This window comes from Pseudomonas sp. PICF141 (assembly GCF_002286815.1).
Taxonomy (GTDB): domain Bacteria; phylum Pseudomonadota; class Gammaproteobacteria; order Pseudomonadales; family Pseudomonadaceae; genus Aquipseudomonas.
The window spans coordinates 85,773-100,908 of sequence record NZ_MUNM01000055.1; the positions used below are offsets into that span (position 1 = coordinate 85,773).

At 58.7% G+C, this 15,136-nt stretch carries 13 protein-coding genes; 11 read left to right on the top strand and 2 right to left on the bottom strand.

The features are described from left to right. The first annotated feature begins 140 nt into the window (after positions 1-140). The 8 genes from argA (at position 141) to BZL43_RS15790 (ending at position 8,787) form a co-directional block, all read left to right on the top strand. The gene (argA, locus tag BZL43_RS15755) at positions 141-1,439 is read left to right on the top strand and encodes an amino-acid N-acetyltransferase (RefSeq protein ID WP_095052454.1); all 1,299 of its coding nucleotides are present in this window, start codon (positions 141-143) and stop codon (positions 1,437-1,439) included. Between the two features lie 721 nt (positions 1,440-2,160). Further along, the gene (locus BZL43_RS15760; protein ID WP_095633171.1) at positions 2,161-3,486 is read left to right on the top strand and encodes an OprD family outer membrane porin; all 1,326 of its coding nucleotides are present in this window, start codon (positions 2,161-2,163) and stop codon (positions 3,484-3,486) included. A gap of 534 nt (positions 3,487-4,020) precedes the next feature. Continuing rightward, on the top strand, positions 4,021-4,614 hold the full coding sequence (ssuE, locus tag BZL43_RS15765; protein WP_095633172.1) for an NADPH-dependent FMN reductase: 594 nt from the start codon (positions 4,021-4,023) through the stop codon (positions 4,612-4,614). A 101-nt stretch (positions 4,615-4,715) separates the two neighbouring features. Then, the gene (locus BZL43_RS15770; protein ID WP_095633173.1) at positions 4,716-5,696 is read left to right on the top strand and encodes a sulfonate ABC transporter substrate-binding protein; all 981 of its coding nucleotides are present in this window, start codon (positions 4,716-4,718) and stop codon (positions 5,694-5,696) included. A gap of 25 nt (positions 5,697-5,721) precedes the next feature. Next, entirely contained in the window at positions 5,722-6,870 is a 1,149-nt protein-coding gene (gene ssuD / locus BZL43_RS15775; protein ID WP_095633174.1) for an FMNH2-dependent alkanesulfonate monooxygenase, read from the top strand. Between the two features lie 9 nt (positions 6,871-6,879). Next, a complete protein-coding gene (ssuC, locus tag BZL43_RS15780; protein ID WP_095633175.1) occupies positions 6,880-7,662 on the top strand; it encodes an aliphatic sulfonate ABC transporter permease SsuC in 783 nt (260 codons plus the stop codon). Then, on the top strand, positions 7,659-8,465 hold the full coding sequence (gene ssuB, locus BZL43_RS15785; protein ID WP_095633176.1) for an aliphatic sulfonates ABC transporter ATP-binding protein: 807 nt from the start codon (positions 7,659-7,661) through the stop codon (positions 8,463-8,465). Before ssuC ends, ssuB begins: the two co-directional genes overlap by 4 nt. Before the next feature lie 106 nt (positions 8,466-8,571). Beyond that, the gene (locus BZL43_RS15790) at positions 8,572-8,787 is read left to right on the top strand and encodes a molybdopterin-binding protein (RefSeq protein ID WP_003229256.1); all 216 of its coding nucleotides are present in this window, start codon (positions 8,572-8,574) and stop codon (positions 8,785-8,787) included. A 133-nt stretch (positions 8,788-8,920) separates the two neighbouring features. Here the strand turns inward: BZL43_RS15790 and BZL43_RS15795 are convergent, their stop codons facing one another. Together BZL43_RS15795 and BZL43_RS15800 are read right to left on the bottom strand one after the other, a co-directional pair. Continuing rightward, positions 8,921-9,556 (bottom strand): TetR/AcrR family transcriptional regulator, encoded by a 636-nt coding sequence (locus BZL43_RS15795; RefSeq protein WP_095633177.1) that lies wholly within the window; start codon positions 9,554-9,556, stop codon positions 8,921-8,923. 226 nt (positions 9,557-9,782) lie between these two features. Further along, on the bottom strand, positions 9,783-11,159 hold the full coding sequence (locus tag BZL43_RS15800) for a glutamine synthetase family protein (RefSeq protein WP_095633178.1): 1,377 nt from the start codon (positions 11,157-11,159) through the stop codon (positions 9,783-9,785). 278 nt (positions 11,160-11,437) lie between these two features. Here BZL43_RS15800 and BZL43_RS15805 point away from each other — a divergent pair, with 278 nt between their 5' ends. The 3 genes from BZL43_RS15805 to BZL43_RS15815 are packed head-to-tail and all read left to right on the top strand — an operon-like array spanning position 11,438 to position 15,032. After that, a complete protein-coding gene (locus BZL43_RS15805) occupies positions 11,438-12,214 on the top strand; it encodes a gamma-glutamyl-gamma-aminobutyrate hydrolase family protein (protein ID WP_095633179.1) in 777 nt (258 codons plus the stop codon). A 37-nt stretch (positions 12,215-12,251) separates the two neighbouring features. Further along, a complete protein-coding gene (locus tag BZL43_RS15810) occupies positions 12,252-13,610 on the top strand; it encodes a glutamine synthetase family protein (protein ID WP_095633180.1) in 1,359 nt (452 codons plus the stop codon). Positions 13,611-13,667: 57 nt separating this feature from the next. Continuing rightward, on the top strand, positions 13,668-15,032 hold the full coding sequence (locus BZL43_RS15815; protein ID WP_095633181.1) for an aspartate aminotransferase family protein: 1,365 nt from the start codon (positions 13,668-13,670) through the stop codon (positions 15,030-15,032). Positions 15,033-15,136 lie beyond the last annotated feature (104 nt).

The following is a 15,136-nucleotide window of genomic DNA, read 5'->3' on the forward strand; positions in this document are numbered from 1 at the left end:
TATAAATTGCCGATGTCCCAACCCGTATTCATGAGGAGAGCGCGCGTGTCGCCAAGCCTGTTCCGACGATAACCATCAGCCCGCTGTGCGTTTACTGCTTTACCCTTTTTTCGGCTGCTATTTATTACAGGCCCAGGTTCATGCCCGAATACGTCAATTGGCTTCGTCACGCTTCGCCTTACATTAACGCCCACCGCGATTGCACGTTTGTCGTCATGCTGCCCGGCGACGGCGTGGAGCACCCGAACTTCGGCAACATCGTCCACGACCTGGTGCTGCTGCACAGCCTGGGCGTGCGACTGGTGCTGGTTCACGGTTCGCGCCCGCAAATTGAAACCCGCCTCGCTGCTCGCGGTCTGATTCCGCATTACCACCACGGCATGCGCATCACCGATGCGGCGACGCTTGAGTGCGTGATCGATGCGGTGGGTCAACTGCGCATCGCCATCGAAGCCCGGCTGTCCATGGACATGGCCTCCTCGCCAATGCAGGGGTCGCGCCTGCGGGTGGCCAGCGGCAATCTGGTCACGGCACGGCCGATTGGCGTACTTGAAGGTGTCGACTACCACCACACCGGCGAAGTGCGCCGGGTTGACCGCAAGGGCATCAATCGCCTGCTGGACGAACGCTCCATCGTGCTGTTGTCGCCATTGGGTTATTCGCCGACCGGTGAGATCTTCAACCTCGCCTGCGAAGACGTTGCCACCCGCGCCGCTATCGATCTGGGGGCGGACAAGCTGCTGCTGTTCGGCGCCGATCCTGGCTTGATCGATGAAAATGGCCGGCTGGTCCGCGAATTGCGACCGCAGCAAGTACCCGCTCACTTGCAGCGTTTGGGCAACAACTATCAAGCCGAGCTGCTGGATGCGGCCGCTGAAGCGTGTCGGGGCGGGGTGGCGCGCAGCCACATCGTCAGTTACGCCGAAGATGGCGCGCTGCTGACCGAACTGTTCACCCGTGACGGTGGCGGTACGCTGGTGGCCCAGGAGCAATTCGAGGTGGTGCGCGAGGCGGCCATCGAGGACGTCGGCGGTTTGCTGGACTTGATCAGCCCGCTGGAAGAGCAGGGCATTCTGGTACGGCGTTCCCGGGAGGTGCTGGAACGTGAGATCGAGCAGTTCAGCGTGGTCGAACGTGAAGGGATGATCATCGCCTGCGCGGCGCTGTATCAGATTGCCGATTCGGATGCCGGGGAGTTGGCGTGTCTGGCGGTGAACCCGGAGTACCGCCATGGCGGTCGCGGCGATGAACTGCTGGAGCGCATCGAAACCCGTGCCAGGGCCCAGGGGCTGAAAACCCTGTTCGTGCTGACGACCCGCACAGCCCATTGGTTCCGTGAGCGGGGCTTTGTGCCAAGCAGCGTCGAACGCCTGCCGTCGGCGCGGGCGTCGCTTTACAACTATCAGCGTAATTCGAAGATCTTCGAAAAAGCCCTGTGATGCCCCAAGCCTTGTAGGAGCAAGGCTTGTTCGCGAAGGTGGCCTGACATTCAACACTTGTGTCGGCAGATATGGCCTCTTCGCGGGCAAGCCTCGCTCCTACCGGGGCGGGGGTGTTACTCAGTGATGAATTTCGCGCTGACATACGGCGCGACCTTATCCCTTCCAGCACTTCGCTGTTTCGCCCATCGCCTTGGCTGCAAATGCCGAGCTGGCGCGTGCTTCGGCACATTATTGGCGCCGGTCATCTTGGCGTAAATCCTGTGAACGACCCCCTCCGTCGGCGGAAAAAAGAAAATATCAGCGATACACAAACTGTAACAATTTGACTGGATAGTGCGCGCTTGGCCATCATGGGCGTCGCCTTTTCGATACTGATTGACGTTTGGGGAATACGTCGAAAGCTAATCGATCTAAAAAAACGTCAATAAATACCATTTAGGAATTAGCTTATGAGCCGATACCTTGTGTCCCGGTTCGGATACTGGCGACCGAGCGATATTCCTAAAGAGTATTAAAAAGATAGAAATAATTCTTTTTGGGTTTATAAGGAAGTCATTAACCTGCAGGAGCAAATCACGGGCGGTTAGACCTTGGTCGTAGACACACATGGTTACGATTGACTTGTCAGTCATGGACCAGTGCTAATCGCGCATCTTGGATCCGGGGCGTTAGACCCTGGACCAAAGAGCATAAAAATTAGAACGAGAGGAGCGAAACAATGAAGAAGTCCACCTTGGCCCTGGCAGTGGCCGTAGGGGTTTTGGCGCAGCAGGCAAGCGCCGCCGGTTTTATCGAAGACAGCAAGGCATCCGTCAGTTCCCGTACCCTTTACTTCAATAACGATAACCGCGAAGGCGGTTCCGACCAGCGCGAAACGGCTACCGGTTTGAAGTTCGACTACAAGTCCGGTTTCACCCAAGGCGTTGTAGGTTTTGGTATCGACGCCCAAGCCCTGGTCGGTATCCACCTCGATGGCGGCAAAGGTCACCACCCGGATAACAACTCCTTCGTCCCAAGCGACACCGACGGTTCGGCTGTACACAACTGGAGTCGTCTGTCTGGCAACGTAAAGGCGCTATTGTCCAAGACCGAGGCTCACCTGGGTGGTGCCTTGATGCCTAACTTGCCGATTCTGGTGGCCAGCGATGGTCGTTTGCTGCCGCAAACCTTTGAAGGTGGCACCATCACCTCCAAAGAAATCGACAATGTAACCTTCAACGGCGGTCAACTGGAGCACGCTGTTGGACGTGCGGGAACCAACAGCACCGGCCTGGCAGTGAACGGCGGTACTCAGGACAGCAACCAGTTCCGTTATGGTGGCGCGGACTGGAAAGTCACCAAAGACCTGACCCTGCAGTACTACTACGCCAACCTGCAGGATTATTACAAACAGCACTTCCTGGGCGCGGTACATGTTTTCCCGATCACCGAAGGCCAGTCGTTCAAGACTGACCTGCGTTACTTCGACAGCAGCTCAGATGGTCGCAATGGTGACGCTGGCTATCGGTTCAACAACAATGGTGGCTATGCCAAGACCCCGGGCGAGGTCGATAACAAGACCTGGAGCGCCATGTTCACTTATACCCTGGGTGGCAGCGCCTTCCTGTTGGGTCACCAGCAAGTTGGGGATGACGGCGGCTTCGTCTACCTGAACCAGGGCAGCCTTTTGAATGACAGTGGTCGTAACGAAGGGGCTGGCGGCTCAAGCTTCTATCTGTTTACCGATAGCATGATCCATCAGTTTGTCCGCGCCGGTGAGAACACCACGTTCGGTCAATACTCGTACGACTTCACCGCCCTGGGCGTTCCGGGCTTGAAGGCTGCAATTGCCTACCTCCACGGTGACGACATCAAATCCGTCAATGGCGCAAGCGAATCGTCCGAGTGGGAACGCGACATGCGCCTGGACTACGTTGTCCAGCAAGGCCCTCTGAAAGGCTTTGGTACTACCCTGCGTCACGGCACCTACCGTGGCAGCAGTACCGGTATCGCCGATCAGGATCAGACTCGCCTGATCTTTAACTACACTTACAACTTCATGTAAGACGTAGAAAAAAAGCCCCGCCCGGCATCTCGCCAGGCGGGGCTTTTGCGTTTTCAAGGGGGGCTCACCCCCGTAAACCCTCCTTGAAATTCCCCTCTTTTGCAGCAACTCAAGGCCTTCTCGAACCTTGTGGCCGATGTTCGTCTCGATGACTATTCAGGTCCAGTGAATAGATTTTTAATATTCATTTTTAATCTAAATAAATCGCCATACCTGCGTCTGACACCACAGCCGAATCGTTGATTTTCTGTAGGAGCGAGGCTTGCCCGCGAAGGCGTATTTGGGCGGGGCCAGAGATACCGAGTTGTACCGTTCGCGGGCAAGCCTCGCTCCTACAGGTCTACCAAAGCAGGGGATTTTGGGCCGTTTCGACGGCTCTTTTTTTGTCCGGGAAAGACCATCGCCATATTCATTAAAAGAATAAACAAATGAATAAATATGATTTATGGATATATGAATCAGCTGTTAATGTCACTCCATCGACGCGAGATCGCACGCCGCGAAATCGCCAACATCGCTCAAGGAAATGTCTGAATGCTGGTCGTCTCACTCGGTGGCAGTCCCAGCCCGCGTTCCCGTTCCGGGGTTTTGCTGGAGCGCTCGCGACGCTGGTTGCAAGAGCAAGGTGTGGAAGTGGTGAATTACCAGGTACGGGACTTCCCGGCTGAAGATTTGCTGCATGCCCGCTTCGACAGCCCGAAAGTGATCGACCTGCTGCAACAGATTGAAAACGCCGATGGTTTGCTGATCGCCACGCCGGTTTACAAGGCGTCGTTCTCAGGTGCGCTGAAAACCTTGCTCGATCTGCTGCCCGAACGTGCCCTCAACCACAAGGTGGTTTTGCCGATGGCTACCGGCGGCAGCATCGCTCATATGCTGGCGGTGGATTACGCGCTCAAACCGGTGCTGTCAGCGTTGAAAGCCCAGGAGATGTTGCAGGGGATTTTCGCCGTGGACAGCCAGATCGCTTACGGCGAAGGCAGCGCCCAGGCGCAGTTGGCGCCGGAGCTTGCGCAACGATTGTTTGAAGCGCTGGAGCAGTTTTTCAGCGCCATGGCTCGACGGCCCAAGCCGCTCGATCCGAACCTGTTGAACGAACGTTTGTTGAGTGCTCGCTGGAGCATTTAAGCCAGCCCTCAAACCACATCTGAATTTGAAGTACTCACCTTACTCAGCCGCTAACGGCCAAGCAGGTGCAGCCAAAACCCAACTGCAAAAAGGAGAGCGCTATGCGCACTGTCATTTTGCGTCGTGGTCTGGTCGCTCTGTTTGCTGCGGCTGTTACCTTCGGCGCCATTACTCAAGTTCAGGCACTTTCTACCCATGAAGGCGTCCTGCGGATCGGTTATCAAAAGTACGGCACCCTGGTGCTGCTCAAAGCCAAGGGCACACTGGAAAAACGCCTCGCCGCTCAAGGCGTGGACGTGCAATGGACTGAATTCCCCGGTGGCCCGCAACTGCTCGAAGGCCTGAACGTCGGCTCCATCGACTTTGGTGTTACCGGCGAAACGCCGCCCGTGTTCGCTCAGGCGGCCGGCGCCGATCTGCTTTATGTCGCCTACGAACCACCAGCGCCCCACAGCGAAGCGATCCTGGTGCCGAAGGACTCGCCGATCAAATCGGTGCAGGACCTCAAGGGCAAGAAAGTCGTGCTCAACAAGGGCTCCAACGTGCACTACCTGCTGGTGCGTGCGCTTGAAGACGCCGGCCTCAAATACACCGACATCCAGACCGTGTTCCTGCCGCCGGCCGATGCCCGCGCTGCATTCGAGCGTGGCAGTGTCGATGCCTGGGTGATCTGGGACCCGTACCAGGCCGCCGCCGAACAGCAACTGCAAGCACGCACGCTGCGCGACGGCAAAGGCCTCGTCGACAACCATCAGTTCTACTTGGCGACCAAACCTTACGCGCAGAAAAATCCTCAAGTGATCAAGGCGCTGGTGGAAGAAGTGCGTGCGGTTGGCGAATGGTCCAAGGCCAATCCCGAGGACGTGACCCGGCAAGTTTCGCCACTGCTCGGCCTGCCAGCGGACATCACCCTAACCTCGATGAAACGCCAGGGCTACGGCGCGCTGTTCCTGACGCCGGAAGTCGCCGCCGCCCAGCAAAAGATTGCCGACAGCTTTTACCAGCTCAAGCTGATTCCCAAACCCTTGAGCATTAAAGATGTGATCTGGACGCCACCTGCCACCGTGGCCAAAGCGCCGTAATTCGATTCCCTGAGGAGACCACTCCATGAGCCTTAATATCTTCTGGTTCCTGCCTACCCATGGCGATGGCCATTACCTTGGCACCGCCGAAGGCGCTCGCGCCGTCGATCACGGTTACCTGCAACAGGTCGCGCAAGCGGCGGATCGTCTGGGCTTTGGCGGGGTGTTGATTCCTACCGGTCGCTCCTGCGAAGACTCGTGGCTGGTGGCCGCATCGCTGATCCCGGTGACCCAGCGTTTGAAGTTCCTGGTTGCCCTGCGCCCCGGGATCATTTCCCCGACGGTGGCGGCGCGTCAGGCCGCGACACTGGATCGCTTGTCTGGCGGTCGGGCGCTGTTCAACCTGGTCACTGGTGGCGATCCGGAAGAACTGGCCGGCGACGGTTTGTTCCTCAGTCACGAGGAACGCTATCAGGCCTCGGTGGAATTCACCCGCATCTGGCGCCGGGTGCTGGAAGGTGAAACGGTTGATTACGACGGTCAGCACATCAGCGTGAAGGGTGCCAAGTTGCTCTATCCGCCGATCCAGCAACCGCGCCCGCCGCTGTATTTCGGTGGCTCGTCGGAAGCCGCCCAAGACCTCGCGGCAGAGCAGGTCGAAATGGTTCTGACCTGGGGCGAGCCGCCTGCCGCCGTGGCGGAAAAAATCGAACAGGTTCGTGCCAAAGCCGCGAAGCTCGGTCGCACCGTGCGCTTCGGTATTCGCCTGCATGTGATCGTTCGCGAAACCAATGCCGAGGCGTGGCAAGCGGCGGAGCGACTGATCTCGCATCTGGACGATGACACCATTGCCCGTGCCCAGGCGTCTCTGGCGCGTTTCGATTCGGTCGGCCAGCAACGGATGGCCGCGTTGCATGGTGGCAGCCGCGACCATCTGGAAGTCAGCCCCAACCTTTGGGCCGGTGTCGGTCTGGTGCGCGGCGGGGCCGGAACGGCGCTGGTCGGCGATGGCCCGACCGTGGCCGCTCGGGTGAAGGAATACGCGGACCTGGGCATCGATACATTCATCTTCTCCGGTTATCCACACCTGGAAGAGTCCTATCGCGTGGCTGAATTGCTGTTCCCGCACCTGGATATCGAGCGTGCGCAGTTGCCGAAAAGTGGCGGTTACGTCAGCCCGTTCGGCGAGATGGTAGCCAACGACATTCTTCCCAAAGCCGCGTCCCAGCGCTGAGTTACCGCCATGAAGAAAATTATCCACAACCTCACGCCCTGGGCGTTGCCGGTCTTGTTGCTGGCAGTGTGGCAGTTGTCGGTGTCGACGGGCTGGTTGTCGACGCGGATTCTGCCGGCGCCGATCGCGGTGATCGAAGCCGGTGTGAGCCTGGTCGGCAGCGGTGAAATCTGGACTCACCTGGCCATCAGCGGCTGGCGCGCGGCGCTCGGTTTCGTCATTGGCGGCGGCATCGGCCTGGCCTTGGGCTTCATCACCGGCTTGTCGAAATGGGGCGAACGCCTGCTCGACAGCTCGGTGCAGATGATCCGCAACGTGCCGCACCTGGCACTGATTCCACTGGTGATTCTGTGGTTCGGCATCGACGAGACGGCGAAGATTTTTCTGGTGGCGTTGGGCACGTTATTCCCGATCTACCTCAACACGTATCACGGCATTCGCAACGTCGACCCGGCGCTGGTGGAGATGGCGCGCAGTTACGGCCTGTCCGGTTTCAGCCTGTTTCGCCAAGTGATTTTGCCGGGCGCGCTGCCTTCGATTCTGGTCGGCGTGCGTTTTGCCCTGGGTTTCATGTGGCTGACCTTGATCGTGGCGGAAACCATTTCCGCGAGCTCGGGCATCGGCTACCTGGCGATGAATGCCCGGGAATTCTTGCAGACCGACGTGGTGGTGCTGGCGATTCTGTTGTACGCGGTGCTCGGCAAGCTGGCCGACCTTGCGGCGCGTGGGCTTGAGCGTGTGTGGCTGCGCTGGCATCCGGCTTATCAGGTACCCAAGGGAGGTGCCGCATGACAGCTCAACAACCTCCACGTTTGCGGCGCGGTATTCCGCTGGCCGTGCGCAAGCTGCAAAAAACCTTCGGTTTGCGGCAAGTGTTGCGTGAAATCGATTTGCACATTCCGGCCGGGCAGTTTGTGGCGGTGGTCGGGCGTAGCGGCTGCGGCAAAAGTACTTTGCTACGCCTGCTCGCCGGTCTCGACACACCCACCGGGGGAGAGCTGCATGCAGGCTCCGCGCCGCTGAGCAATGCACGGGAAGACACTCGGTTGATGTTCCAGGAAGCGCGTTTGCTGCCTTGGAAAAAGATCATCGACAACGTCGGTCTCGGGCTCAAGGGCAACTGGCGGCCGCAAGCATTGCAAGCGCTGGACGCCGTCGGCCTGGCGGATCGCGCCCACGAATGGCCGGCAGCGTTGTCCGGCGGGCAGAAGCAGCGTGTGGCCCTGGCCCGCGCGTTGATCCATCAACCGCGCTTGCTGTTGCTGGACGAACCGCTGGGCGCACTGGATGCCCTGACCCGAATCGAAATGCAGCAGTTGATCGAACGGCTCTGGCAACAACATGGCTTCACCGTGTTGCTGGTGACCCACGACGTCAGCGAAGCGGTGGCAATTGCCGATCGGGTGATTCTGATTGAAGAGGGCGAAGTCGGCCTCGACCTGCCTGTGGAACTGCCGCGCCCTCGGGCCCGTGGCTCCCATCGGCTGGCGGCGCTGGAAACCGAAGTGCTCAACCGCGTGCTGTCCCTGCCAGGCCAACCGCCGGCACCGGAACCTGTTTCACCACTGCCTGCGCAATTGCGTTGGGCGCAATAAGAGCAGCGCAAGCCTCACGCTTGAAGCTGCAAGTAAAAGCGCTCTGCTTCTTCTTGCAGCTTGTAGTTTGCAACTTGCAGCTCATTTCGACCTCAGGAGAAATCTCATGACTATCAAAGCCATCAACGTTCGTAACCAGTTCAAAGGCTCGATCAAGGAAATCGTGCTGGGTGACGTGCTGTCGGAAATCGACGTGCAGACGGCCTCCGGCATCGTCACTTCGGTGATTACCACCCGTTCAGTGAAAGAGCTGGAACTGGTGGTCGGCAGTGAAGTGATCGCGTTTGTGAAATCCACCGAGGTGTCGATCGCCAAGTTGTAAGCGCGAGCGCCAACCCCCCGGAGGACTGATCGTTCCCACGCTCTGCGTGGGAATGCAGCCCGGGACGCTCTGCGTCCCACAAGCCGAACGCGGAGCGTCCGAAGAGGCATTCCCACGCAGAGCGTGGGAATGATCAAAGCACTTCGCGTTTGGGCAAATATGGCGGCAGATAAAGCCCCAAATAGGCATCAAACACCCGCATCCCTTCTTCAGCCATCCGCGGCGTGATCTGCCCATGCTGCTGCACCGAGCGCGCATACACCCGATCGCCCAGTTCCATGGCCAGCGCAAACACATCGACATCACTGGGCAACCTCGGCAATTCGAAATGGTGGTCGAACAGCTTGTGCATCAGGTCGCCGAGTTCGATGTCGTGCTGGCGGTCGGCCTGGGTGACTTCGGTCAGGCCATGCTGGGCGAGGATCAGTTGACGGGCGGCGGCGTCTTCGTCGTAGATGGCAAGCATGCGCTGTTCCACCAGGCGTGACAGGTCGCGCCAGCCGTTGAGGGCGTGGTGATCGATTGGCGCTTGCAGGCAGGCACGAAACGCGGCGTGGACATCGGCGGTCAGGGCTTCAAGCAGGGCCGGGACGCTGGCGAAAAAATGGTAGACGGAGGAGGGCGGAATCTCCGCGCGTTCGGCGACGCTGTAAATCGACAGGCTGGCCACGCCCTCGGCGGCCAGCAGCGTGCGGGCGGCATCGAGTATCGAGTCGATCCGGGCCTGACTGCGGGCGCGGGGTTTGCGAATAGTGGCGGTGCGCGTCATTGAAGTCTCCTGCGGGGCAGCGGGCATTGTACGAGCAGGGTTTGATGTTGTCTTCCCGGCCGCCATCGCGGGCAAGCCCGCTCCCACAATGTCATGTGTTGAATGCAGATATTGAATACGCAGACGATCCCTGTGGGAGCGGGCTTGCCCGCGATCCGCCGTAGGCGGCCATAAAAAAACGCCGCTCGGCCTTATCAGCCGGCGGCGTTGTTTTTACTGCAACCGCTTAAACGGTATGCAGGTACCAGTTGTATTCGAGGTCGGAGATGGAGTGTTCGAACTCCTCCAGCTCGCTCTCTTTACAGGCAACAAAAATGTCGATGTATTTCGGATCGATGTACTTGGCCATGACTTCGCTGTCGTCCAGCTCGCGCAGTGCATCACGCAGGTTGTTCGGCAGGCTTTGCTCGTTCTGCTCGTAGGAGTTGCCTTCCACGGGCGCGCCCGGCTCGATCTTGTTGGTCAGGCCGTGGTGCACGCCCGCCAAAACCGAAGCCATCAACAGATACGGGTTGGCGTCGGCACCGGCGACACGATGCTCGATGCGCACGGCATCGGAAGAACCGGTCGGTACGCGAATGGCCACGGTACGGTTGTCCAGGCCCCAGCACGGCGAATTTGGCACATAGAACTGGGCGCCGAAACGACGGTAGGAGTTGACGTTCGGGCAGAGGAAAGCCATCTGCGCCGGCAGGGTCTCGAGCACACCGCCGATCGCGTGACGCAGTGCGGCGTTCTGCTCGGGATCCTCGCTGGCAAAAATGTTTTTGCCCTCTTTATCAAGAATCGAGATGTGGACGTGCAGACCGTTACCCGCCTGGCCTGGGTAAGGCTTGGCCATGAAGGTGGTGTCCATCTCATGGTCGTAGGCGATGTTTTTGATCAGACGCTTGAGCAGGACCGCATAGTCGCAGGCCTTGATCGGGTCGGCCACGTGGTGCAGGTTCACTTCGAACTGTGCCGGGGCACTTTCCTTGACGATGGCGTCGGCCGGGATGCCTTGCTCTTTCGCACCTTCCAGAATGTCCTGGAGGCAGTCGACGTATTCGTCGAGGTCGTCGATCAGGTAGACCTGGGTCGAATGCGGGCGTTTGCCGGAGATCGGCGAGCGCGGCGGTTGTGGGCGACCGTTCACGTTTTCCTGGTCGATCAGGTAGAACTCCAGTTCGAACGCGGCGCAAATGGTCAGGCCCATCTCGTCAAACTTGGCTACGACTTGTCGCAGGACTTCGCGCGGGTCGGCGAAGAAAGGATCACCTTCGAGTTCGTGCATGGTCATCAGCAGTTGCGCGGTCGGGCGCTTCTGCCAGGGCTCATTGCACAGGGTATCGGGGATTGGATAACAGATTCGGTCAGCATCGCCGATGTCCAGGCCCAGGCCGGTGCTTTCCACCGTCGAGCCATTGATATCCAGAGCAAATAGAGAGGCCGGCAGGTTGATGCCTTTCTCGTAAACCTTGTGGAGGCTGGTGCGTTCAATGCGCTTGCCGCGCACCACACCATTCATATCCGCAATCAGAAGGTCAACGTACAGAACCTCAGGATGTTCCTTAAGGAACGCGTTCGCTTCGTTAAGCTGAACGGCACGCGGGGGTACCGACATGATGCAACACCTTTGTTGTTAAAAATATCAATCATTGATCTCTTCGGATTCCAGTCAACCCGAACGGCATGCCGAAGTCAAGCGAGGCCTTTTTTGCCCTAAAAAAGCACTGGCCGGGCTTTTTTGAGGCACTTTGGGGCGTTTTTTTGCCTTCGGCCTTCTTGGCGCCCGCGAGCTTGAGCGGGCCGTGTTGTATTTTTTACGGGGGTGTTGTGTAAAAAAATGAACAAGGCTAAGCTCGATTCAAACCCATAACAGCAATAATACCGGGGTGCTTCATGTCTCGCCTGCCGTTAATCGGCGTCACCGCCTGCTCAAAGCAGATCGGTCTGCATGCTTATCACATCAGTGGCGACAAATACGTACGCGCCGTGGCTTCAGCTGCCAAGGGCCTGCCGTTGATTCTTCCATCCCTGGCGGATCTACTGACATCGTCCGATATTCTGGACGCTCTGGACGGCATTCTCTTTACAGGCTCTCCTTCCAATATAGAACCGTTTCACTATAAAGGCCCGGCCAGTGCGCCAGGTACTGCTCATGATTCTGCACGCGATGCCATCACTCTCCCGCTGATCCGCGCTGCTGTCGAGGCGGGTGTGCCCGTGCTCGGTATTTGCCGCGGCTTCCAGGAAATGAATGTGGCGTTCGGTGGCAGTCTGCATCAGAAGGTTCACGAGGCCGGTCCATTCATGGATCACCGTGAAGACGACAGCTTGCCGCTGGAAGGGCAATACGCGCCAAGTCACCTTGTACACGTTCAACCGGGCGGTGTACTTGCCAGGCTGGGCCTGAAGAGCGAGATTGAAGTCAATTCGATTCACGGTCAGGGCATCGAGCGTCTGGCGCCAGGCCTTCGCGTGGAAGCGGTGGCTCCCGACGGGTTGATCGAAGCCATCTCTGTCATCGAAGGCAAGGCTTTTGCTTTAGGGGTGCAATGGCATCCCGAATGGCAGGTAAGCTTGAATCCTGACTACCTTGCGATTTTCCAGGCATTTGGCGATGCCTGCCGCAAGCGCGCACTACAACGCGACGCCGATGCGTCAAACAACGCCTGACTTATAAGAGTCAGGAAACTCAGCCTAAGAGGCATTTATGAGTAACAACCTCGACCAGCTCACCGATTGGTTGAAAGACCACAAGATCACAGAAGTCGAATGCATGATTGGCGACCTGACGGGCATTACCCGGGGCAAGATCTCGCCGACCAACAAGTTCATTGCTGAAAAAGGCATGCGCCTGCCCGAAAGCGTTCTGTTGCAGACCGTCACCGGCGACTACGTCGAAGACGACATCTATTACGAACTGCTCGACCCGGCCGACATCGACATGATCTGCCGTCCCGACCAGAACGCGGTGTTTCTGGTGCCATGGGCCATCGAGCCCACCGCCATCGTGATTCACGACACTTACGACAAGCAAGGCAACCCGATCGAGCTGTCGCCACGCAACGTGCTCAAGAAGGTGCTCAAACTCTACGCCGACCACGGCTGGCAGCCGATCGTGGCGCCGGAAATGGAGTTTTACCTCACCAAGCGCAGCGATGACCCGGACTACCCGCTGCAACCGCCGATTGGCCGCTCCGGTCGCCCGGAAACCGGCCGTCAGTCGTTCTCGATTGAAGCGGCGAACGAATTCGACCCGTTGTTCGAAGACGTCTACGACTGGTGCGAACTGCAGGAGCTGGACCTCGACACGCTGATCCACGAGGACGGCACGGCGCAGATGGAAATCAACTTCCGTCATGGCGATGCCCTGTCCCTGGCCGACCAGATTCTGGTGTTCAAGCGCACCATGCGCGAGGCCGCGCTCAAGCACAACGTGGCGGCGACCTTCATGGCCAAGCCCATGACCGGCGAGCCGGGCAGCGCCATGCACTTGCACCAGAGCATCATTAGCCTTGAGACCGGCAAAAACGTTTTCTCCAATGAAGACGGGACCATGAGCCAGCTGTTCCTCAACCACATTGGCGGCCTGCAGAAATTCATTCCTGAGCTGCTGCCGTTGTTCGCTCCCAACGTCAATTCATTCCGCCGCTTCCTGCCGGATACCTCGGCCCCGGTGAACGTGGAGTGGGGCGAAGAGAACCGCACCGTAGGCCTGCGGGTTCCGGACGCCGGGCCGCAGAACCGTCGGGTGGAAAACCGTCTGCCGGGTGCCGATGCCAACCCTTACCTGGCCATCGCCGCCAGCCTGTTGTGTGGCTTGATCGGCATGGTCGAAGGGCATAACCCCAGTGCGCCGGTCGTGGGGCGTGGTTACGAGCGACGCAACCTGCGCCTGCCCCTGACCATTGAAGATGCCCTGGATCGCATGGAAAACAGCAAGACCATCGAAAAATACCTGGGCACGAAATTCATCACGGGCTACGTCGCGGTCAAGCGAGCCGAGCATGAAAACTTCAAGCGCGTGATCAGTTCGTGGGAGCGGGAATTCCTGCTCTTTGCCGTCTGATGCGCCGAGCGCGGCTGTCAATCGCCGCGCCTTCACTGGAATCCAAGGAGAATTGGCATGACCAGCAACAACCCGCAAACCCGTGAATGGCAAGCCCTGAGCAGTGATTACCACCTGGCCCCGTTCAGCGACTTCAAGCAGCTGAAAGAAAAAGGCCCGCGGATCATCACCCATGCCAAGGGCGTTTACCTCTGGGACAGCGAAGGCAACAAGATCCTCGACGGCATGGCCGGCCTGTGGTGCGTCGCCGTCGGCTACGGTCGCGATGAGCTGGCCGATGCCGCCAGCAAACAGATGCGCGAACTGCCTTATTACAACCTGTTCTTCCAGACCGCTCACCCGCCGGTGCTGGAACTGGCCAAGGTCATTGCCGACGTTGCGCCTGAAGGCATGAATCACGTGTTCTTCACTGGTTCCGGGTCCGAAGGCAACGACACCATGTTGCGGATGGTTCGCCACTATTGGGCGATCAAGGGCCAGCCGAAGAAGAAAGTCATCATCAGTCGCAAGAACGGCTATCACGGCTCCACCGTGGCCGGCGCGAGCCTGGGTGGCATGACCTATATGCACGAACAGGGCGACTTGCCGATCCCGGGCATCGTCCACATTGCCCAGCCGTACTGGTTCGGCGAAGGCGGTGACATGACGCCGGACGAGTTCGGTATCTGGGCGGCCAATCAGCTGGAAGAGAAGATTCTGGAAGTCGGCGTCGACAATGTCGGTGCCTTTATTGCCGAGCCGATCCAGGGCGCCGGCGGCGTGATCATCCCGCCAGACACCTACTGGCCGCGCATCAAGGAAATCCTCGCCAAGTACGACATTCTGTTCGTGGCCGACGAAGTGATCTGCGGTTTCGGCCGTACCGGTGAATGGTTCGGCAGCGATTTCTACGACCTCAAACCTCACATGATGACCATCGCCAAGGGCCTGACGTCCGGCTACATCCCGATGGGCGGCCTGATCGTGCATGACGACGTAGTCGAGGTGCTCAACGAAGGTGGCGACTTCAACCACGGTTTCACCTATTCCGGGCACCCGGTGGCCGCTGCGGTGGCGCTGGAAAACATCCGCATCTTGCGCGACGAGAAAATTGTCGAGCGCGTGCGGACAGAAACGGCACCTTATTTGCAAAAGCGTCTACGGGAACTGAGCGATCATCCGTTGGTGGGGGAAGTGCGTGGGGTCGGTCTGTTGGGGGCCATTGAACTGGTCCAGGACAAAGCCACCCGCAAACGTTACGAAGGCAAGGGTGTCGGCATGATCTGCCGCACGTTCTGCTTCGAAAACGGCCTGATCATGCGCGCCGTCGGCGACACCATGATCATTGCTCCGCCCCTGGTGATTACACCGGCTGAAATCGACGAGTTGGTGACCAAGGCGCGCAAGTGCCTGGACCTGACCCTGAGTGCGTTGCAGGGCTAAGTGCTAGGCTCTGAACGAGGTGCGAAGTTTGCACTTCGTTCAGTGCAAACAAAGGATGGGTCTTTCCTTGAAAGCCTGCCTTGGAACTTGCCAGACTAACGGTT

Bases quoted from the DNA above. Each gene is read 5' to 3' on its own strand.
- argA (WP_095052454.1), top strand. From the start codon at position 141: ATGCCCGAATACGTCAATTGGCTTCGTCACGCTTCGCCTTACATTAAC.
- BZL43_RS15760 (WP_095633171.1), top strand. From the start codon at position 2,161: ATGAAGAAGTCCACCTTGGCCCTGGCAGTGGCCGTAGGGGTTTTGGCG.
- ssuE (WP_095633172.1), top strand. From the start codon at position 4,021: ATGCTGGTCGTCTCACTCGGTGGCAGTCCCAGCCCGCGTTCCCGTTCC.
- BZL43_RS15770 (WP_095633173.1), top strand. From the start codon at position 4,716: ATGCGCACTGTCATTTTGCGTCGTGGTCTGGTCGCTCTGTTTGCTGCG.
- ssuD (WP_095633174.1), top strand. From the start codon at position 5,722: ATGAGCCTTAATATCTTCTGGTTCCTGCCTACCCATGGCGATGGCCAT.
- ssuC (WP_095633175.1), top strand. From the start codon at position 6,880: ATGAAGAAAATTATCCACAACCTCACGCCCTGGGCGTTGCCGGTCTTG.
- ssuB (WP_095633176.1), top strand. From the start codon at position 7,659: ATGACAGCTCAACAACCTCCACGTTTGCGGCGCGGTATTCCGCTGGCC.
- BZL43_RS15790 (WP_003229256.1), top strand. From the start codon at position 8,572: ATGACTATCAAAGCCATCAACGTTCGTAACCAGTTCAAAGGCTCGATC.
- BZL43_RS15795 (WP_095633177.1), bottom strand. From the start codon at position 9,556: ATGACGCGCACCGCCACTATTCGCAAACCCCGCGCCCGCAGTCAGGCC.
- BZL43_RS15800 (WP_095633178.1), bottom strand. From the start codon at position 11,159: ATGTCGGTACCCCCGCGTGCCGTTCAGCTTAACGAAGCGAACGCGTTC.
- BZL43_RS15805 (WP_095633179.1), top strand. From the start codon at position 11,438: ATGTCTCGCCTGCCGTTAATCGGCGTCACCGCCTGCTCAAAGCAGATC.
- BZL43_RS15810 (WP_095633180.1), top strand. From the start codon at position 12,252: ATGAGTAACAACCTCGACCAGCTCACCGATTGGTTGAAAGACCACAAG.
- BZL43_RS15815 (WP_095633181.1), top strand. From the start codon at position 13,668: ATGACCAGCAACAACCCGCAAACCCGTGAATGGCAAGCCCTGAGCAGT.